Annotated in this window: 13 protein-coding genes; 10 read left to right on the top strand and 3 right to left on the bottom strand. The window is 61.5% G+C overall.

The window, feature by feature from the left end; translation table 11 throughout:
- Positions 1 to 85: 85 nt before the first annotated feature.
- The 10 genes from BLU01_RS06055 (at position 86) to pcaC (ending at position 10,040) form a co-directional block, all read left to right on the top strand.
- The gene (locus BLU01_RS06055) at positions 86 to 1,432 is read left to right on the top strand and encodes an MFS transporter (RefSeq protein WP_092272077.1); all 1,347 of its coding nucleotides are present in this window, start codon (positions 86 to 88) and stop codon (positions 1,430 to 1,432) included.
- Positions 1,433 to 1,696: 264 nt separating this feature from the next.
- On the top strand, positions 1,697 to 2,554 hold the full coding sequence (locus BLU01_RS06050; protein WP_092272074.1) for a CoA transferase subunit A: 858 nt from the start codon (positions 1,697 to 1,699) through the stop codon (positions 2,552 to 2,554).
- A complete protein-coding gene (locus tag BLU01_RS06045; RefSeq protein ID WP_197675586.1) occupies positions 2,551 to 3,333 on the top strand; it encodes a CoA-transferase subunit beta in 783 nt (260 codons plus the stop codon). The genes BLU01_RS06050 and BLU01_RS06045 overlap by 4 nt, the downstream gene beginning before the upstream one ends.
- Positions 3,330 to 4,535, top strand: coding sequence for a 3-oxoadipyl-CoA thiolase (gene pcaF / locus BLU01_RS06040; protein ID WP_197675580.1), 1,206 nt, complete (start codon positions 3,330 to 3,332; stop codon positions 4,533 to 4,535). The genes BLU01_RS06045 and pcaF overlap by 4 nt, the downstream gene beginning before the upstream one ends.
- A gap of 63 nt (positions 4,536 to 4,598) precedes the next feature.
- On the top strand, positions 4,599 to 5,303 hold the full coding sequence (gene pcaH, locus BLU01_RS06035; RefSeq protein WP_092272066.1) for a protocatechuate 3,4-dioxygenase subunit beta: 705 nt from the start codon (positions 4,599 to 4,601) through the stop codon (positions 5,301 to 5,303).
- Position 5,304: 1 nt separating this feature from the next.
- Positions 5,305 to 5,871 (top strand): protocatechuate 3,4-dioxygenase subunit alpha, encoded by a 567-nt coding sequence (gene pcaG / locus BLU01_RS06030; RefSeq protein WP_092272063.1) that lies wholly within the window; start codon positions 5,305 to 5,307, stop codon positions 5,869 to 5,871.
- A 233-nt stretch (positions 5,872 to 6,104) separates the two neighbouring features.
- The gene (locus BLU01_RS06025) at positions 6,105 to 7,409 is read left to right on the top strand and encodes an MFS family transporter (RefSeq protein ID WP_092272060.1); all 1,305 of its coding nucleotides are present in this window, start codon (positions 6,105 to 6,107) and stop codon (positions 7,407 to 7,409) included.
- Positions 7,410 to 7,454: 45 nt separating this feature from the next.
- A complete protein-coding gene (locus BLU01_RS06020; protein ID WP_092272057.1) occupies positions 7,455 to 8,819 on the top strand; it encodes a 3-carboxy-cis,cis-muconate cycloisomerase in 1,365 nt (454 codons plus the stop codon).
- A gap of 11 nt (positions 8,820 to 8,830) precedes the next feature.
- Positions 8,831 to 9,637 (top strand): 3-oxoadipate enol-lactonase, encoded by an 807-nt coding sequence (gene pcaD / locus BLU01_RS06015; protein ID WP_092272054.1) that lies wholly within the window; start codon positions 8,831 to 8,833, stop codon positions 9,635 to 9,637.
- Positions 9,638 to 9,647: 10 nt separating this feature from the next.
- Positions 9,648 to 10,040, top strand: coding sequence for a 4-carboxymuconolactone decarboxylase (gene pcaC, locus BLU01_RS06010; protein ID WP_092281483.1), 393 nt, complete (start codon positions 9,648 to 9,650; stop codon positions 10,038 to 10,040).
- Between the two features lie 244 nt (positions 10,041 to 10,284).
- Here pcaC and BLU01_RS06005 read toward each other — a convergent pair whose 3' ends face one another.
- From BLU01_RS06005 to emhB, 3 genes are all read right to left on the bottom strand, one after another.
- Complete coding sequence (locus BLU01_RS06005; RefSeq protein WP_092272052.1) at positions 10,285 to 11,553, bottom strand: OprD family porin; 1,269 nt, start codon at positions 11,551 to 11,553, stop codon at positions 10,285 to 10,287.
- A 428-nt stretch (positions 11,554 to 11,981) separates the two neighbouring features.
- Positions 11,982 to 13,442, bottom strand: coding sequence for an efflux RND transporter outer membrane subunit EmhC (gene emhC / locus BLU01_RS06000; protein WP_092272049.1), 1,461 nt, complete (start codon positions 13,440 to 13,442; stop codon positions 11,982 to 11,984).
- Complete coding sequence (gene emhB / locus BLU01_RS05995) at positions 13,439 to 16,603, bottom strand: efflux RND transporter permease subunit EmhB (RefSeq protein WP_092272046.1); 3,165 nt, start codon at positions 16,601 to 16,603, stop codon at positions 13,439 to 13,441. The genes emhC and emhB overlap by 4 nt, the downstream gene beginning before the upstream one ends.
- Position 16,604 lies beyond the last annotated feature (1 nt).

The following is a 16,604-nucleotide window of genomic DNA, read 5'->3' as shown; positions in this document are numbered from 1 at the left end:
GCCGTTGGCCCTCGGCCAGAGCACCGGACGACGACCCCAATAATAATGAGAAGAGGCCACGCGCTCCCGGCGTGGAACAAAAATAATGAACCAGCCTCAATCCGCTGTAGGCAACTGCCTCGACGTGCAGTCCTTCATCAATGCCCAACCCATTTCGCGTTACCAGTGGCGAGTGGTGATCCTGTGTTTCCTGATCGTTTTCCTCGATGGCCTCGACACCGCGGCGATGGGTTTCATTGCGCCCGCGCTGTCTCAAGATTGGGGCATCGATCGCGCCAGCCTCGGCCCGGTGATGAGTGCCGCGCTGATCGGCATGGTCTTCGGCGCACTCGGCTCCGGGCCATTGGCTGACCGCTTCGGGCGCAAAATCGTGCTGGTGGGCGCGGTGTTTCTGTTCGGCATCTTTAGTCTGGCCTCGGCGTACAGCTCCAACGTCGACCAGTTGCTGGTGCTGCGTTTTCTCACCGGCCTCGGCCTCGGCGCCGGGATGCCGAACGCCACCACGCTGCTGTCGGAATACACCCCGGAGCGCAAAAAGTCGCTGCTGGTGACCAGCATGTTCTGCGGTTTCAACCTCGGCATGGCCGGCGGCGGGTTTATTTCAGCGAGCCTGATCCCGGCGTATGGCTGGCACAGCCTGTTGCTGATCGGTGGGATTCTGCCGCTGATCCTTGCAGTGGTTTTGCTGTTCTGGCTGCCGGAATCGGCGCGTTACCTTGTAGTCCGAAACCGCGGCACCGATAAAGTGCGCAGAACCCTGGCGCCGATCGACCCGAAAACCGTCGCTCAGGCTTCAAGCTTCAGCGTTCCGGAACAGCAAACCGTCAAGGCGCGTAACGTCTTCGCGGTGATTTTTTCCGGGACCTACAGCGCCGGCACTTTGCTGCTGTGGCTGACCTACTTCATGGGGCTGGTGATCGTTTACCTGCTGACCAGTTGGCTGCCGACGCTGATGCGTGACAGCGGCGCGAGCATGGAGCAAGCCGCGTTTATCGGCGCGCTGTTCCAGTTCGGCGGCGTGTTGAGCGCAGTCGGTGTGGGGTGGGCGATGGACCGCTTTAATCCGCACAAGGTCATCGGCACTTTCTACTTGCTGGCGGGGGTGTTTGCCTACGCGGTTGGGCAGAGCCTGGGGCACATCACGCTGCTGGCGACCTTGGTGCTGGTGGCCGGGATGTGCGTGAACGGCGCGCAATCGGCGATGCCGTCGCTGGCGGCGCGGTTTTACCCTACGCAGGGCAGGGCGACCGGCGTGTCGTGGATGCTCGGGATCGGCCGTTTCGGCGCGATCCTCGGCGCGTGGATGGGCGCGACGTTGCTGGGCCTCGGCTGGAACTTCGAACAAGTGCTGACGGCGCTGGTGATTCCGGCGGCATTGGCGACCACGGCGGTGGTGATCAAAGGCATCGTCAGCCATGCGGATGCGACCTGATTCCGTGAATCTTCATTGACCGTGCGGGCCTCTTCGCGGGCAAGCCTCGCTCCTACAGGGGTACGTGTATTCCTGTAGGAGCGAGGCTTGCCCGCGAAGCTTTTAAAGGTCGATAGCCCAACAACAATCTGTTCGATAAACGAACACTCAGTCGATTATCGGATTGTTTGGCCATTTTTCGCGGCTTACTCTGCAGTGACTTCGGCGCTGAACCTCGCGCCTTTTTCTTTCACTGCGGTTCATAACAAAACGGGAGCCTGCCCCATGGCTGAAATCATTTCGCTGCACGACGCGGTGAAGCAATTCGTCAACGACGGCGATACCGTCGCGCTCGAAGGCTTCACTCACCTGATTCCTACGGCGGCGGGTCATGAAATCATTCGCCAGGGCAAGAAAGATCTGACGCTGGTGCGCATGACGCCTGACCTGATCTACGACCAGTTGATCGGTGCCGGGTGTGCGCGCAAGTTGATTTTCTCCTGGGGCGGCAACCCTGGCGTCGGTTCGCTGCACCGTTTGCGTGATGCCGTCGAGAAGCAGTGGCCGCATCCGCTGGAAATCGAAGAACACAGCCACGCCGACCTGGCGAATGCCTACGTCGCCGGCGCTTCCGGGCTGCCGTTTGCGGTGCTGCGGGCCTACGCCGGTTCCGACCTGCCGAAGGTCAACCCGCTGATCAAAACCGTGACCTGCCCATTCACCGGCGAAGTATTGGCCGCCGTGCCCTCGGTGCGCCCGGACATCACCGTGATCCACGCGCAGAAGGCTGACCGCAAGGGCAACGTGCTGCTGTGGGGCATTCTTGGCGTGCAGAAGGAAGCCGCACTGGCCGCCAAGCGCTGCATCGTCACCGTCGAAGAAATCGTCGACGACCTGAATGCGCCGATGAACTCCTGCGTGTTGCCAACCTGGGCCTTGAGCGCGGTTTGCCATGTGCCCGGCGGCGCGCACCCGTCCTACGCCCACGGTTACAACGAGCGCGACAACCGCTTCTACCAGGCTTGGGATCCGATTGCCCGCGACCGCGAAACCTTCACCGCGTGGATCAACGAATACATCCACGGCTGCGCTGACTTCAGCGAGTTCCAGGCCAAGCTGGCCGCTGCTTCGGAGGCCAAATAATGACTTACACCACCAACGAAATGATGACCGTGGCCGCCGCGCGCCGCTTGAAAAACGGTTCGGTGTGCTTCGTCGGGATCGGCCTGCCGTCGAAAGCCGCCAATCTGGCGCGGCTGACCTCGTCGCCGGATGTCGTGCTGATCTACGAGTCGGGCCCGATTGGCGCCAAGCCGAGCGTGTTGCCGCTGTCGATTGGCGACGGTGAACTGGCGGAAACCGCTGACACCGTAGTCCCGACCGGTGAGATTTTTCGCTATTGGCTGCAGGGCGGACGCATCGACGTCGGTTTTCTCGGCGCGGCGCAGGTCGATCGCTTCGGCAACATCAACACCACGGTCGTCGGCGATTATCACCAACCGAAAGTCCGTCTGCCGGGTGCCGGTGGCGCGCCGGAAATCGCCGGTTCGGCGAAAAGCGTGTTGATCATCCTCAAGCAGTCGGCGCGTTCGTTCGTCGACAAACTCGACTTCATCACCTCGGTCGGCCACGGCGAGGGCGGCGATTCGCGCAAACGTCTGGGCCTGCCGGGCGCCGGGCCGGTCGGCATCATTACCGACCTGTGCATCATGGAGCCAGAAGTTGGTACCCATGAATTCGTGGTTACCGCGCTGCATCCGGGCGTGACCCGCGAGCAAGTGGTCGCGGCCACTGGTTGGGCGATTCGGTTTGCCGATCACGTGGAAAACACTGCCGAGCCCACCGACATTGAACTCAAAGCACTCAGGGATCTGGAAGCCCGTACCGCTGCCGCCCACGGCCAAGCCCCAGGAGAAGCGTGATGCGTGACGTGTATATCTGCGACGCGATTCGCACCCCCATCGGCCGTTTCGGCGGTGGTTTGTCGGCAGTCCGCGCCGACGACCTGGCCGCCGTGCCGATCAAGGCATTGATGGCGCGCAACCCGTCGGTGGACTGGAGCGCGGTGGACGAGGTGTTCCTCGGTTGCGCCAACCAGGCCGGCGAAGACAACCGCAACGTCGCACGCATGGCGTTGTTGCTGGCGGGGCTGCCGGAAAGCATTCCCGGCGTCACCCTTAATCGGCTCTGCGCCTCGGGCATGGACGCGATCGGCACGGCATTCCGCGCGATTGCCAGCGGCGAAATGGAGCTGGCGATTGCCGGCGGCGTCGAGTCGATGTCGCGCGCGCCGTTCGTCATGGGCAAGGCTGACGCGGCGTTCTCGCGCAACATGAAACTTGAAGACACCACCATCGGCTGGCGTTTTATCAACCCGTTGATGAAAGCCCAGTACGGCGTCGATGCAATGCCGCAAACCGCCGACAACGTCGCCGACGACTATGAAGTGTCGCGCGAGGATCAGGACGCTTTTGCCCTGCGCAGTCAGCAACGCACCGCCGCCGCGCAGGCCGCCGGGTTCTTCGCTGAAGAAATCGTCGAAGTGCGGATTGCCCACAAGAAGGGTGAAACCGTGGTCACGCAGGACGAACATCCGCGCGCCGACACCACGCTGGCCACCCTGGCCAAACTGAAACCGGTCAACGGTGCCGACAAAACCGTCACCGCCGGCAACGCGTCGGGCGTCAATGACGGCGCCGCAGCGTTGATTCTCGCGTCTGCCGAAGCGGTGAAAAAACACGGTTTGACCGCCCGCGCCAAAGTCCTCGGCATGGCCAGCGCCGGCGTCGCGCCACGCGTCATGGGCATCGGCCCGGTGCCGGCGGTGCGCAAGCTGACCGAACGCCTGGGCCTGGCGGTCAGCGATTTCGATGTCATCGAGCTCAACGAAGCGTTCGCCAGCCAAGGCTTGGCGGTGTTGCGCGAATTGGGCCTGGCGGACGACGCCGCTCAGGTCAACCCGAACGGTGGCGCGATTGCCTTGGGCCATCCGCTGGGCATGAGCGGCGCGCGGCTGGTATTGACCGCATTGCATCAACTGGAAAAAACCGGCGGCCGCAAAGGTCTGGCGACTATGTGCGTCGGCGTTGGCCAAGGTCTGGCACTGGCGATCGAACGCGTCTGAAGCACAGCAGCGGTTAACCGCAGCGGCTAATTGCAGCGACTAGTAAGAACAGAGGAAAGCGAAATGACTGACAAGCCTGGTTACCGTCGCCCGAAAGAAGGCACCCAGCCGGAGTACTTGCACCCGACTTATCAATCGACCAACTTGCGCTCGCCGTCGAAGCCGTTGGTATTTTTGCCGCATTCACTGTCGGAAATCACCGGCCCGACCATCGGCGCCGAACGCATCAACGAGCACGACCACGATCTGACCGCGCAGCACAGCGGCGAACCGTTGGGCGAGCGCATCATTATCCACGGCCGTGTGCTCGATGAAGACGGTCTGCCGGTGCCGGGGATTCTCGTGGAAATCTGGCAGGCCAACGCCGCCGGTCGCTACAACCACGCCCGCGACCTGCACGACGCGCCGCTGGACCCGAACTTCAGCGGCACCGGGCGCACCGTGACCGACGCCGATGGCTGGTATCAATTCCAGACCATCAAGCCCGGCGCGTATCCGTGGGGCAACCACCACAACGCCTGGCGCCCGGCGCACATCCACTTTTCGCTGTTCGGCCCGAGCATCCTCACGCGGCTGGTCACGCAAATGTATTTCCCCGGCGACCCGCTGCTGGCCTATGACCCGATCTACAACTGCGTGCCCGATACCAGCGCCAAAGAGCGCCTGATCGCCAGTTTCGACCTGGAAAAAACCATCCCTTCCTATGCCCTCGGTTATCGCTGGGACATCGTTTTGCGCGGCCGCGAAGCCACGCCGATGGAGAAATAACATGACGCTGAACGCGACCACGTCCCACACCGTCGGGCCGTACTACCACATCGGCCTGACCTGGCTGAACCGCGAAGACCTGACCGTCGAACAGACCCTGGGCCAGCGCGTGGCGATCACCGGGCAAGTGGTTGATGGCAACGGCGATGTCGTCAACGACGCGATGCTCGAAGTCTGGCAGGCCAACGCCGCCGGCAAATACGACCATGCCGAAGACGATCAGGACAAACCGCTGGACCCCAACTTCGAAGGCTTCGGCCGCGTGCCGGTCGATGCACAAGGGCGCTTTCGTTTCACCACGATTAAACCGGGCACCGTGCAGGGCTTGAACGGCACCACGCAGGCGCCGCACTTGGTGGTGCTGGTGTTTGCGCGCGGGTTGGTCAAGCACTTGCTGACGCGGATCTACTTTGACGGCGAACCGGCGAATGTCGCCGATCCGTTGCTGGAATGCGTGCCGGCGGAGCGTCGCAGCACGATGCTGGCCAAAGCTGATGCGTCGGGCGTTTACCAGTGGAACGTGATCCTGCAAGGCACCGATGCGGAAACGGTGTTCTTCGATTATTGAGTGAACACACAACACATGTGGCGAGGGGGCTTGCCCCCGTTGGGTGGCGAAGCGACCCCAAAACCGGGCACCGCGAATCTGCAGCTACAACGCGTGCACCGGTTTCACGGCTGCTTCGCAGCCGAACGGGGGCAAGCCCCCTCGCCACAGGGATCGCCTTGCCGACGTGACTGCGGAACGGGACTGTTGCAAAGTGTGTCTAGACTCTCACTGTCCCCATTGAGTGAAAAACAATGACAACGACTGCCGCTTCAACTGAGCACTACACCGGCGAAGAGCGCAAAAAGCGCATCTTCGCGATTGTCGGCGCCTCGTCCGGCAACCTGGTGGAGTGGTTCGACTTCTACGTCTACGCGTTCTGCGCGATCTATTTCGCCCCGGCATTTTTCCCCTCCGACAACCCCACGGTGCAGTTGGTCAACACCGCTGGCGTGTTCGCCGCCGGGTTCCTGATGCGCCCCATCGGCGGCTGGATTTTCGGCCGCGTGGCGGACAAGCACGGGCGCAAGAAATCGATGCTGATTTCGATTCTGATGATGTGTTTCGGCTCGTTGCTGATCGCGTGTCTGCCGACCTACAAGGACATCGGCGTCTGGGCGCCAATCATGTTGCTGTTCGCGCGTCTGCTGCAGGGCTTGTCGGTGGGCGGCGAGTACGGCACCACCGCGACCTACATGAGCGAAGTGGCGCTCAAGGGCCAGCGCGGCTTTTTCGCCTCGTTCCAATACGTGACGCTGATCGGCGGACAACTGCTGGCGGTGTCGCTGGTGGTGGTCCTGCAACAATTTCTCACCGAGGACGACCTGCGCGCCTACGGCTGGCGGATTCCGTTTGTGGTCGGCGCGGTGGCAGCGTTGATTTCGCTGTTCCTGCGGCGTTCGCTGAAAGAAACCACCAGCAAGGAAATGCGCGAAAACAAGGACGCCGGCAGCATCATGGCGCTGTTCCGTGACCACAAAGCCGCGTTTATCACCGTGCTCGGCTACACCGCTGGCGGTTCGCTGATTTTCTACACCTTCACCACGTACATGCAGAAATACCTGGTGAACACCGCCGGCATGCACGCCAAAACCGCCAGTTACATCATGACCGGCGCGCTGTTCCTTTATATGTGCATGCAGCCGTTGTTCGGCATGCTCGCGGACAAGATCGGCCGGCGTAATTCGATGCTCTGGTTCGGCGCCCTAGGCACGCTGTGCACCGTGCCGATCCTGCTCAGCCTGAAAAGCGTCAGCAGTCCGTTCCTGGCATTTGTGCTGATCACCGTGGCGCTGGCAATTGTCAGTTTCTACACCTCGATCAGCGGTCTGGTAAAAGCCGAAATGTTCCCGCCGGAAGTGCGCGCACTCGGCGTCGGCCTGGCGTATGCGGTGGCCAACGCGATCTTCGGCGGCTCGGCGGAATACGTCGCGCTTAGCCTCAAGGCTGCGGGCATGGAAAACTCGTTCTACTGGTATGTCACGGTGATGATGGCGGTGGCGTTCCTGTTCAGTCTGCGTTTACCGAAACAGGCGAAATACCTGCACCACGACCTTTGATCTTCACGCGTGGGCCACAGCGGCCCACGCCTCCAGGGATTGTTTATGACTGAGCGAGCGAACAATCAATTGTTCGATGCCTATTTCACTGCTCGCGATATGCGCGAAGTGTTCTGCGATCAGGGCCGCGTGCAAGCCATGCTCGATTTCGAAGCCGCGCTGGCGCGGGCCGAAGCGCGGGTCGGGTTGATTCCGCAAACGGCCGTCGCGCCTATCGAAGCGGCATGTCAGGCCGGGTTGTACGATTTTTCCGCGCTCGGCGAGGCGATCGCCACGGCGGGCAATTCGGCGATTCCGCTGGTCAAGGCGTTGGGCAGACAGATCGCCGGCAACCACGCCGAAGCCGAGCGTTACGTGCATTTGGGCGCGACCAGTCAGGACGTGATGGACTCCGGCCTGGTCCTGCAATTGCGCAAAGCGCTGGAGCTGATCGAAAGCGATCTGGCGCAACTCGGGGCAATCCTCGCGGCTCAGGCTAAACGCTACGCCGCCACGCCGCTGGCCGGACGCACCTGGCTGCAACACGCGACGCCGGTGACGCTGGGGATGAAGATCGCCGGTTGGCTCGGCGCCGTGACTCGTAGTCGTCAGCGTCTGCAAGAACTCAAGCCACGCTTGCTGGTGCTGCAATTTGGTGGCGCGTCCGGGACCCTCGCGGCGCTCGGCGATCAGGCGTTGCCGATTGCCCAAGCCTTGGCCGAGGAGCTGCATTTGGCGCTGCCGGAACAGCCTTGGCACACCCAGCGCGATCGGCTGGTGGAGTTTGGCGCAGTGCTCGGTTTGATCGCCGGCAGCCTCGGCAAATTTGGTCGCGACATCAGTCTGTTGATGCAGACCGAGGCGGGCGAGGTGTTCGAGCCGGCGGCGCCGGGCAAGGGCGGTTCGTCGACCATGCCGCACAAACGCAATCCGGTCGGCGCGGCGGTGTTGATCGGCGCGGCGACGCGGGTGCCGGGTCTGCTGTCGACGCTGTTCAGCGCGATGCCGCAGGAACACGAGCGCAGCCTCGGCTTGTGGCACGCCGAATGGGAAACCCTGCCGGAGATTTGTTGCCTGGTGTCGGGCAGCCTGAAGCAGGCGCTGTTGGTCGCCGAAGGGCTGGAAGTGGACGCCGAGCGCATGGCGCGCAACCTCGATTTGACTCAGGGGCTGGTGCTCGCAGAAGCGGTGAGCATCGTCCTCGCGCAAAAGGTTGGCCGCGACACTGCGCACCATTTGCTTGAGCAGTGCTGCAAACGCGCGGTCGCCGAACATCGGCATCTGCGCGCGGTGCTCGGCGATGAGCCGCAAGTGACGGCGCAGTTGTCCGACGCGGAACTGGATCGACTGCTGGACCCCGCGCATTACCTCGGCCAGGCGCAAACCTGGGTCGAGCGTGCGCTGGCTGAACATTTTGCTTTGACTGCCTGAAGGAGATTGCTGTGGCTTTCGTACAACTCGCCGAGGGCGAACTGCACTATCAGATTGACGGGGCTCAGATTGACGGGCCGGGCGACGCGCCAGTGCTGGTTTTGTCCAACTCGCTGGGCACTGATCTGCACATGTGGGACGCGCAAATGCCAGCGTTCACCGAGCACTTTCGGGTATTGCGTTTTGACACGCGCGGTCACGGCAAATCGCTGGTAACGCCGGGCCCGTACAGCATCGAGCAACTGGGCCGCGACGTGTTGGCGCTGCTGGATGCGCTGCACATTGAGCGCGCGCATTTCTGTGGTTTGTCGATGGGCGGGTTGATCGGGCAGTGGCTGGGGATCAATGCCGGGCAGCGTCTCGACAAGTTGATCGTGTGCAATACCGCAGCGAAGATCGGCGATCCGTCGGTGTGGAATCCACGGATTGAAACGGTGCTGCGTGACGGTTCGGCGGCGATGGTTGCCTTGCGTGATGCGTCGATTGCACGGTGGTTTACCGCGGATTTTGCTGAATCGAATCCTGCTGCGGCGAAGAAGATTACCGACATGCTCGCGGCGACCTCGCCAGAGGGTTATGCGGCCAATTGCGCAGCGGTGCGTGATGCCGATTTCCGCGAACAATTGGCCGCGATCAAGGTGCCTCTGCTGGTGATCGCCGGGACTGAAGATGCGGTGACGCCGCCGGCCGGTGGGCACTTTATCCAACAGCATGTGCAAGGCGCCGAGTACGCCGAGTTCTACGCCGCGCACCTGTCCAACGTTCAGGCCGGCGCTGCGTTCAGCGAGCGGGTATTGGCGTTTTTGACCCAGCATTGAGGGGATGGTTGTGGACGAGAAACAACGTTACGACGAAGGTTTGCAGGTACGCCGCGCCGTGCTCGGCGATGCGCATGTCGATCGCAGTTTGAATGCGCTGACCGAGTTCAACTCGGAATTCCAGGAAATGATTACCCGCCACGCCTGGGGTGACATCTGGACCCGCCCGGGCCTGCCGCGCCATACCCGCAGCCTGATCACCATCGCCATGCTCATCGGCATGAACCGCAACGAAGAACTCAAACTGCACCTGCGCGCCGCCGCCAACAACGGCGTGACCCGTGGCGAGATCAAAGAAGTGATCATGCAGAGCGCCATCTACTGCGGCATCCCCGCGGCCAACGCCACTTTCCACCTCGCGGAATCAGTGTGGAATGAATTGGGCGTTGAATCGCGGGAGTGAATCCCGGGATGTGTAGCGCCTGAACCGACGCCATCGCGAGCAAGCTCGCTCCCACAGTTTTGATTGGGTTTGAACACCCGACGCCCCTGTAGGAGTGAGCCTGCTCGCGATAGCGGTGTGTCATTGAGCAATGATGTTGAATGTGACGACCCCTTCGCGGGCAAGCCTCGCTCCTACGTTTTGAGTGGTGAGCGCAGGGCATTTCCTGTAGGAGCGAGGCTTGCCCGCGAATGCATTTTCAGCCTTACAGCAAGCTGATCGGGTAGCTGACGATCAGGCGGTTCTCGTCGAACTCGTTGTTGCTGAAGTCGCGGCGCATGGTCGAGTTGCGCCATTTCACGTTGAGGTCTTTGAGCGTGCCGCTTTGTACGGTGTAGGCCAGTTCGCTCTCGCGGCCCCATTCCTTGCCGTCGGTGATGGTGCCGGTGTGCACATTGCTGCCGCTGATGTAGCGGTTCATCACCGTCAGGCCGGGGATGCCGAGGGCGACGAAGTTGTAGTCGTGGCGCAGTTGCCAAGAGCGTTCCTGGGCGTTGTCGTAGCTGGCGTTGTAACTGTCGTTGGCGAGGGTGCCGCCGCTGGTGCCGTTGACGCGCATCCAGGCGCTGTCGCCGCTGAGTTTCTGCAGGCCGACATAGAACGTGTGGCCGCCATACCTCGCGGAAAACAGCCCCGACCACGTCTTGTTGTCCAACTCGCCGGCCCGCGCGCTGCCGTCATCCTTGCCGTAGAAGAACCCGAGATTGGCGCCGAGCGTCCAGTCGCCAACGGGCTGCGCGTGGATCAGGTTCACATATTGCTGGCTATAGATGTCCTTGAGTTCAGCGTTCCACAGACCAATCTGCGTGCGCTTGTCATTGAAGCTGTATTCGCCGCCCTGGAAGTTGAAACGGTCGGAGGTGATCGCCGTTCTGCCGACCATCGACATGTCGGTCATGCTGCTGTCGTCGCGTGGACTGTTGGCGCGGAACTGGCCGCCGTAGAGCGTCAAACCATCGATTTCCTTCGAGGTGATCTGACCGCCACGGAACGTTTGCGGCAGCGAGCGCCCGTCGTCCGAACGCAGGATCGGCAGCACCGGCATCCATTCGCCGACTTTCACTTCGGTCTGCGATAACCGGGCCTTGAACGCGACGTTGGTGCGGCCAAAATTGTCCGCCGGGCGACCGTCGCGATCCAGCGGCAACAGCTGCGTGCCGCCGGTGCCTTTGCCGCCATCGAGCTTCACCGAATACAGCCCCAGCACGTCCATGCCAAAACCGAGCGTGCCCTGGGTGAAACCGGATTTGGCGTCGAGAATGAAGTTCTGCGTCCACTCCTCTGCCTTGCCCTGGGTCTTGGTCGGGTTGGTGAAGTTGCGGTTGATGTAGAAATTGCGCAGGTTCAGGTTGACCTTGGCGTCGTCGATAAAACCCGATTCTTCGGCAGCGGCGCAGATGACGGGCAATGCGCTGCCGGCCAGTGCAACGGCGATCAGGCTGGGAAACAGGTACGGCGCAGGAGAAGGCTTCATGGGCTCGGGGTCTCTCTGATTATTAGGGATGCAACGGCACGCTGCCGCCACCAGAAGGTGCAGACACAAGTGTTTGGGCGGAGGACAAAACGAGCGGGATCAGCCGGACAGGGCAGGGCGCGGGGGCATGTGTCGAACCTGTTGTTATTGGTTTTGTGGGGCGAATGGTGCGGGGGATCGGCGAGGGGATTCAATCGGGCGGGGCGGGTTTTGGGCGGTTACCGAACATAGATTGGTCCAGGTTTTTTGTGAGCAGGCGGGCCTCATCGCGAGCAGGCTCGCTCCTACAGGTGATCGGATTGATCCTGAACCAACTCGGTCAACTGTGGGAGTGAGCCTGCTCGCGATGGCGCCAGCCGCCAAACCACATTTTCCCGCAGCCAACAAAAAGCCCACCAATCGGTGGGCTTCTTGTGTTCAAAGCGCTATCAGAACAATTTCAACTTCGGCGCTTCTTCTTTCAACGGCTCGGTCCTGGCGGTTTGCTCGTTCCAGCCACCACCCAGTGCCTTGTACAGATTGACCGCGCTGACCAGCTGCGACAGACGATCGGTGATCAGCACTTGTTGCGCGCTGAACAACTGACGCTGGGCGTCGAGGAAGGTCAGGTTGCTGTCGACACCAATGCGATAACGACGCTCGGCCAGACGGTAGTAGTCCTGGTTGGCGGTGACGAAATCACGCTGCGCCTGCAACTGATCGGTGTAGGTCTGGCGCGCGGCCAGGCCGTCGGCGACTTCCTGGAAGGCCGTTTGAATGGACTTCTCGTAGTTCGCCACGCCGATGTCTTTCTGGATTTTCGAATAATCCAGGCTGGCGCGCAGGCTGCCGGCGTTGAAGATCGGCAGGTTGATCTGCGGCGAGAACAACCACGTCCCCGAACCACCCTTGAACAGGCCGGACAAGTCCGGGCTCAGGGTCCCGGCATTGGCGGTCAGGCTGATGCTCGGGAAGAACGCTGCACGCGCCGCGCCGATGTTGGCGTTAGCCGCTTTCAGGTTGTATTCGGCTTGCAGGATGTCCGGACGGCGTTGCAGCAAGTCCGACGGCAAGCCGGCCGGGACTTCGCTGAGCAGATCGTCCGACAGCGGCTTGGAAGCCGGCAGATTGCCCGGCAGACCAGTGCCGAGCAGCAGCACCAGACTGTTTTCGTCCTGCGCCACTTGGCGGGTGTACTTGGCCAATTGCGCACGGGCGTTTTCCACCGAGGTACGCGACTGCGCCAGGTCCAGGGCGGAGGCGACCCCCACTTCGTTGCTGCGCGAGGTCAGCTTGAAGCTTTCCTCGAACGCGCCGAGGGTGTCTTGGGTCAGCTTCAGCAGTTCTTTGTCGGCCTGCCAGGTCAGATAAGCGTTGGCAACGTTGGCCACCAGGCTGATCTGCGTACTGCGGCGCGCTTCTTCAGTGGCGAAGTATTGCTGCAAGGCTTGTTCGCTGAGGCTGCGAACGCGACCGAACAGGTCGAGTTCATAAGCGCTGATGCCAACGGTCGCCGAGTAGGAACTGGATATACCCGCTTCGCCGGTTTGCGAGGCGCGGGCTGGAAGCCGCTGACGGCTGCCGCTGCCAGTGGCCGAAACCGCCGGATACAAATCGGCACGCTGGATGCGGTACTGCGCCGCATATGCGTCGATGTTCAGCGCCGCGACACGCAGGTCGCGGTTGTTTTCCAGGGCAACCTGGATCATCTGCTGCAGGGCCGGGTCATGGAAAAACTGCTTCCAGCCCTGTTCCGCCGCAGCCTGGCCAGGCGCCTTGGCCGGCGAATACGCCGGCCCTTGCGGGTACTGGCCTGCCACCGGGGCGGCAGGCTGCTGATAGTCAGGAATCAGCGAGCAGCCACCGAGCACGAACGCGGCAACAGCTAGGGAGAGTAGCGACTTGCTCATTGGCCAGCCTCTTTAGGAGTTTCAGGTGCGTCATCCTGATCAGCGTTTTTGCGCTGGCCAATGGACGACACCGTAACGAAGAACAGTGGGACCCAGAAGATCGCCAGGATCGTGGCCGTGAGCATACCGCCAATTACCCCGGTACCGATCGCATGCTGGCTACCCGAACCTGCGCCCGTGGAAATCGCCAGCGGCACCACGCCGAGGACGAAGGCGAGCGAGGTCATGATGATCGGTCGCAGACGCATCCGGCAGGCTTCGATCGCCGCATCGCGCAGGCTTCGGCCCTGCTCATGCAGCTCCTTGGCGAATTCGACGATCAGAATAGCGTTTTTCGCCGCCAGACCAATAGTCGTCAACAGCCCCACCTGGAAGTACACGTCGTTGGACAAACCGCGCAGGCTGGTGGCCATCAGCGCACCGATGATCCCCAGCGGCACCACGAGCATGACCGCGATCGGGATCGACCAACTTTCATACAACGCCGCCAGACACAGGAACACCATCAGCAGCGACAAGGCGTACAGCGCAGGCGCTTGCGAGCCGGACAAGCGTTCTTCATACGACAGACCGGTCCAGGAAATACCCACGCCCGCCGGCAGTTTCTTCGCCAGCGCTTCGACTTCGGCCATCGCTTCACCGGTGGAATAACCCGGTGCCGGAGCCCCGAGGATTTCCATCGCTTCTACGCCGTTGTAACGCGAGAGCTTCGGCGCACCGTAAATCCACTCACCTTTGGCGAACGCGGAGAACGGCACCATGGTCCCTTCGGAGTTGCGCACGTACCACTTCTTCACATCTTCCGGGCTCATCCGCGAACCCGGCTGACCTTGCACGTAAACCTTCTTCACCCGACCACGGTCGATGAAGTCGTTGACGTAGCTACTGCCCAAGGCAATCGACAAGGTGTTGTTGATGTCGGTAAGCGTGATGCCCAGCGCGCTGGCCTTCTCGTCATCGATGTCGAGCTGGTATTGCGGCTCGTCGTTCAGACCGTTCGGGCGCACTTGCGCGAGGACTTTGCTTTGCGCCGCCATGCCGAGGAACTGGTTACGCGCGGCCATCAACTTGTCGTGACCGATACCGGCGCGGTCCTGCAGGAACACGTCGAAACCGGTGGCGTTACCCAATTCGAGTACCGCCGGTGGCGCGAAGGCAAACACCATGGCGTCACGGAACGTGAAGAAGTGCTGCTGCGCGCGCTCCGCCAGTTTGAACACGCTGTTGTCAGCGTTACGTTCGTCCCACGGCTTGAGCATGATGAACGCCATACCGGAGCTCTGACCACGACCGGCGAAGTTGAAGCCGTTGACGGTAAACACCGAGGCTACGGCATCGCCTTCACCGCCGTCCTTGGTCGGACGCAGGAGGAATTCACGCATTTCGTCGACGACCACTTGCGTACGCTGGGCGCTGGAACCGGCCGGCGTTTGCACTTGGGCGAACAGTACGCCCTGGTCTTCTTCCGGCAGGAACGCCGTTGGAATGCGCGTGAACAGCCAGATCATGCCGACCACGATAATCAGGTAGGCCAACAGGTACGGAGCCTTGTGCGTGAGCATACTGCCGACGCCACGCTCGTAGCTTTTGACACCACGGTCGAAACTGCGGTTGAACCAGCCAAAGAAGCCGCGCTTCGGTGTGCCGTGCTCGCCTTTCGGAATCGCCTTGAGCATGGTCGCGCACAGCGCCGGGGTGAAGATCAGGGCAACCAGTACCGACAACGCCATCGCCGAAACGATAGTGATCGAGAACTGTTTGTAGATCACACCAGTCGAGCCGCTGAAGAACGCCATCGGCAGCAGTACCGCCGAGAGCACCAGCGCAATACCGACCAGCGCGCCTTGGATCTGGCCCATGGATTTCTTCGTCGCTTCCTTGGGCGAAAGGCCTTCCTCGCTCATCACCCGTTCGACGTTTTCCACCACCACAATCGCATCGTCCACCAACAAGCCGATGGCTAGCACCATGCCGAACATGGTCAGGGTGTTAATGCTGAAACCGAATGCCGCGAGGATCCCGAACGTACCCAGCAATACCACCGGCACAGTCATCGTGGTGATGACGGTGGCGCGGAAGTTCTGCAGGAACAGGAACATCACCAGGAACACCAGCACGATCGCTTCGACCAGGGTTTCAACAACGCCCTTGATCGACTCGGTCACCACCGGGGTGGTGTCGTACGGGAACACCACTTCCATCCCTTGCGGGAAGAATGGCTTGAGGGTTTCGATGGTGTTGCGCAGGGCTTTAGCGGTGTCGAGGGCGTTCGCGCCGTTGGCCAGTTTGACCGCCAGACCGGATGCCGGGCTGCCGTTGAACTGGGCGCTGATCGAGTAGTTTTCACCACCCAGCGCAACATCGGCAACATCACCAACGCGTACTTGCGAGCCGTCTTTGTTGACCTTCAGCAGGATCGCCTTGAACTGCTCGGCAGTTTGCAGACGAGTCTTGCCGATGATCGTTGCGTTCAGCTGCTGGCCTTGTACGGCAGGCAAGCCACCGAGTTGACCGGAAGAAACTTGAACGTTCTGCGCGGCGATCGCGGTTTTCACGTCCACCGGGGTCAGGTTGTAGTTGTTCAACTTGGCCGGGTCGAGCCAGATGCGCATCGCGTACTGGGCACCGAAGACCTGGAAGTCACCGACACCGGCGGTCCGCGAGATCGGGTCCTGCATGTTCGACACGATGTAGTTGGACAAGTCGTCCTTGGTCATGCTGCCGTCGCGCGACACCACGCCGATCACCATCAGGAAGTTCTTCACTGCCTTGGTTACGCGGATCCCCTGTTGCTGCACTTCTTGCGGCAGCAGCGGGGTGGCCAGGTTCAGTTTGTTCTGGACCTGAACCTGCGCGGTATCGGAGTTGGTGCCCTGCTCGAAGGTCGCGGTAATGGTCATGCTGCCGTCGGAGTTACTTTCCGAGGCGACATAACGCAGGTTATCGATACCGTTGAGCTGTTGCTCGATGACCTGCACGACGGTGTCCTGCACGGTTTGTGCGGACGCGCCTGGGTAGGTCACCTGGATCGCAATGGCCGGAGGCGCAATGCTCGGGTATTGGTTGATCGGCAGTTTGAGGATCGACAGTGCCCCGACCAACATGATCACCAGGGCAATTACCCAGGCGAAAATTGGACGGTCGATAAAGAATTTCGACATG

The organism is Pseudomonas prosekii (assembly GCF_900105155.1).
In the GTDB taxonomy this organism is placed as follows: domain Bacteria; phylum Pseudomonadota; class Gammaproteobacteria; order Pseudomonadales; family Pseudomonadaceae; genus Aquipseudomonas; species Aquipseudomonas prosekii.
The sequence above is the reverse complement of the archived record's forward strand: the minus strand, read 5'-3'. Positions and strand labels throughout refer to the sequence as shown.

What these genes read in the sequence shown, in the direction of transcription:
- BLU01_RS06005 (WP_092272052.1), bottom strand. Translation starts at nt 11,553, where the DNA reads ATGAAGCCTTCTCCTGCGCCGTACCTGTTTCCCAGCCTGATCGCCGTT.
- emhB (WP_092272046.1), bottom strand. Translation starts at nt 16,603, where the DNA reads ATGTCGAAATTCTTTATCGACCGTCCAATTTTCGCCTGGGTAATTGCC.
- pcaH (WP_092272066.1), top strand. Translation starts at nt 4,599, where the DNA reads ATGACTGACAAGCCTGGTTACCGTCGCCCGAAAGAAGGCACCCAGCCG.
- emhC (WP_092272049.1), bottom strand. Translation starts at nt 13,442, where the DNA reads ATGAGCAAGTCGCTACTCTCCCTAGCTGTTGCCGCGTTCGTGCTCGGT.
- BLU01_RS06050 (WP_092272074.1), top strand. Translation starts at nt 1,697, where the DNA reads ATGGCTGAAATCATTTCGCTGCACGACGCGGTGAAGCAATTCGTCAAC.
- pcaG (WP_092272063.1), top strand. Translation starts at nt 5,305, where the DNA reads ATGACGCTGAACGCGACCACGTCCCACACCGTCGGGCCGTACTACCAC.
- BLU01_RS06055 (WP_092272077.1), top strand. Translation starts at nt 86, where the DNA reads ATGAACCAGCCTCAATCCGCTGTAGGCAACTGCCTCGACGTGCAGTCC.
- BLU01_RS06020 (WP_092272057.1), top strand. Translation starts at nt 7,455, where the DNA reads ATGACTGAGCGAGCGAACAATCAATTGTTCGATGCCTATTTCACTGCT.
- BLU01_RS06025 (WP_092272060.1), top strand. Translation starts at nt 6,105, where the DNA reads ATGACAACGACTGCCGCTTCAACTGAGCACTACACCGGCGAAGAGCGC.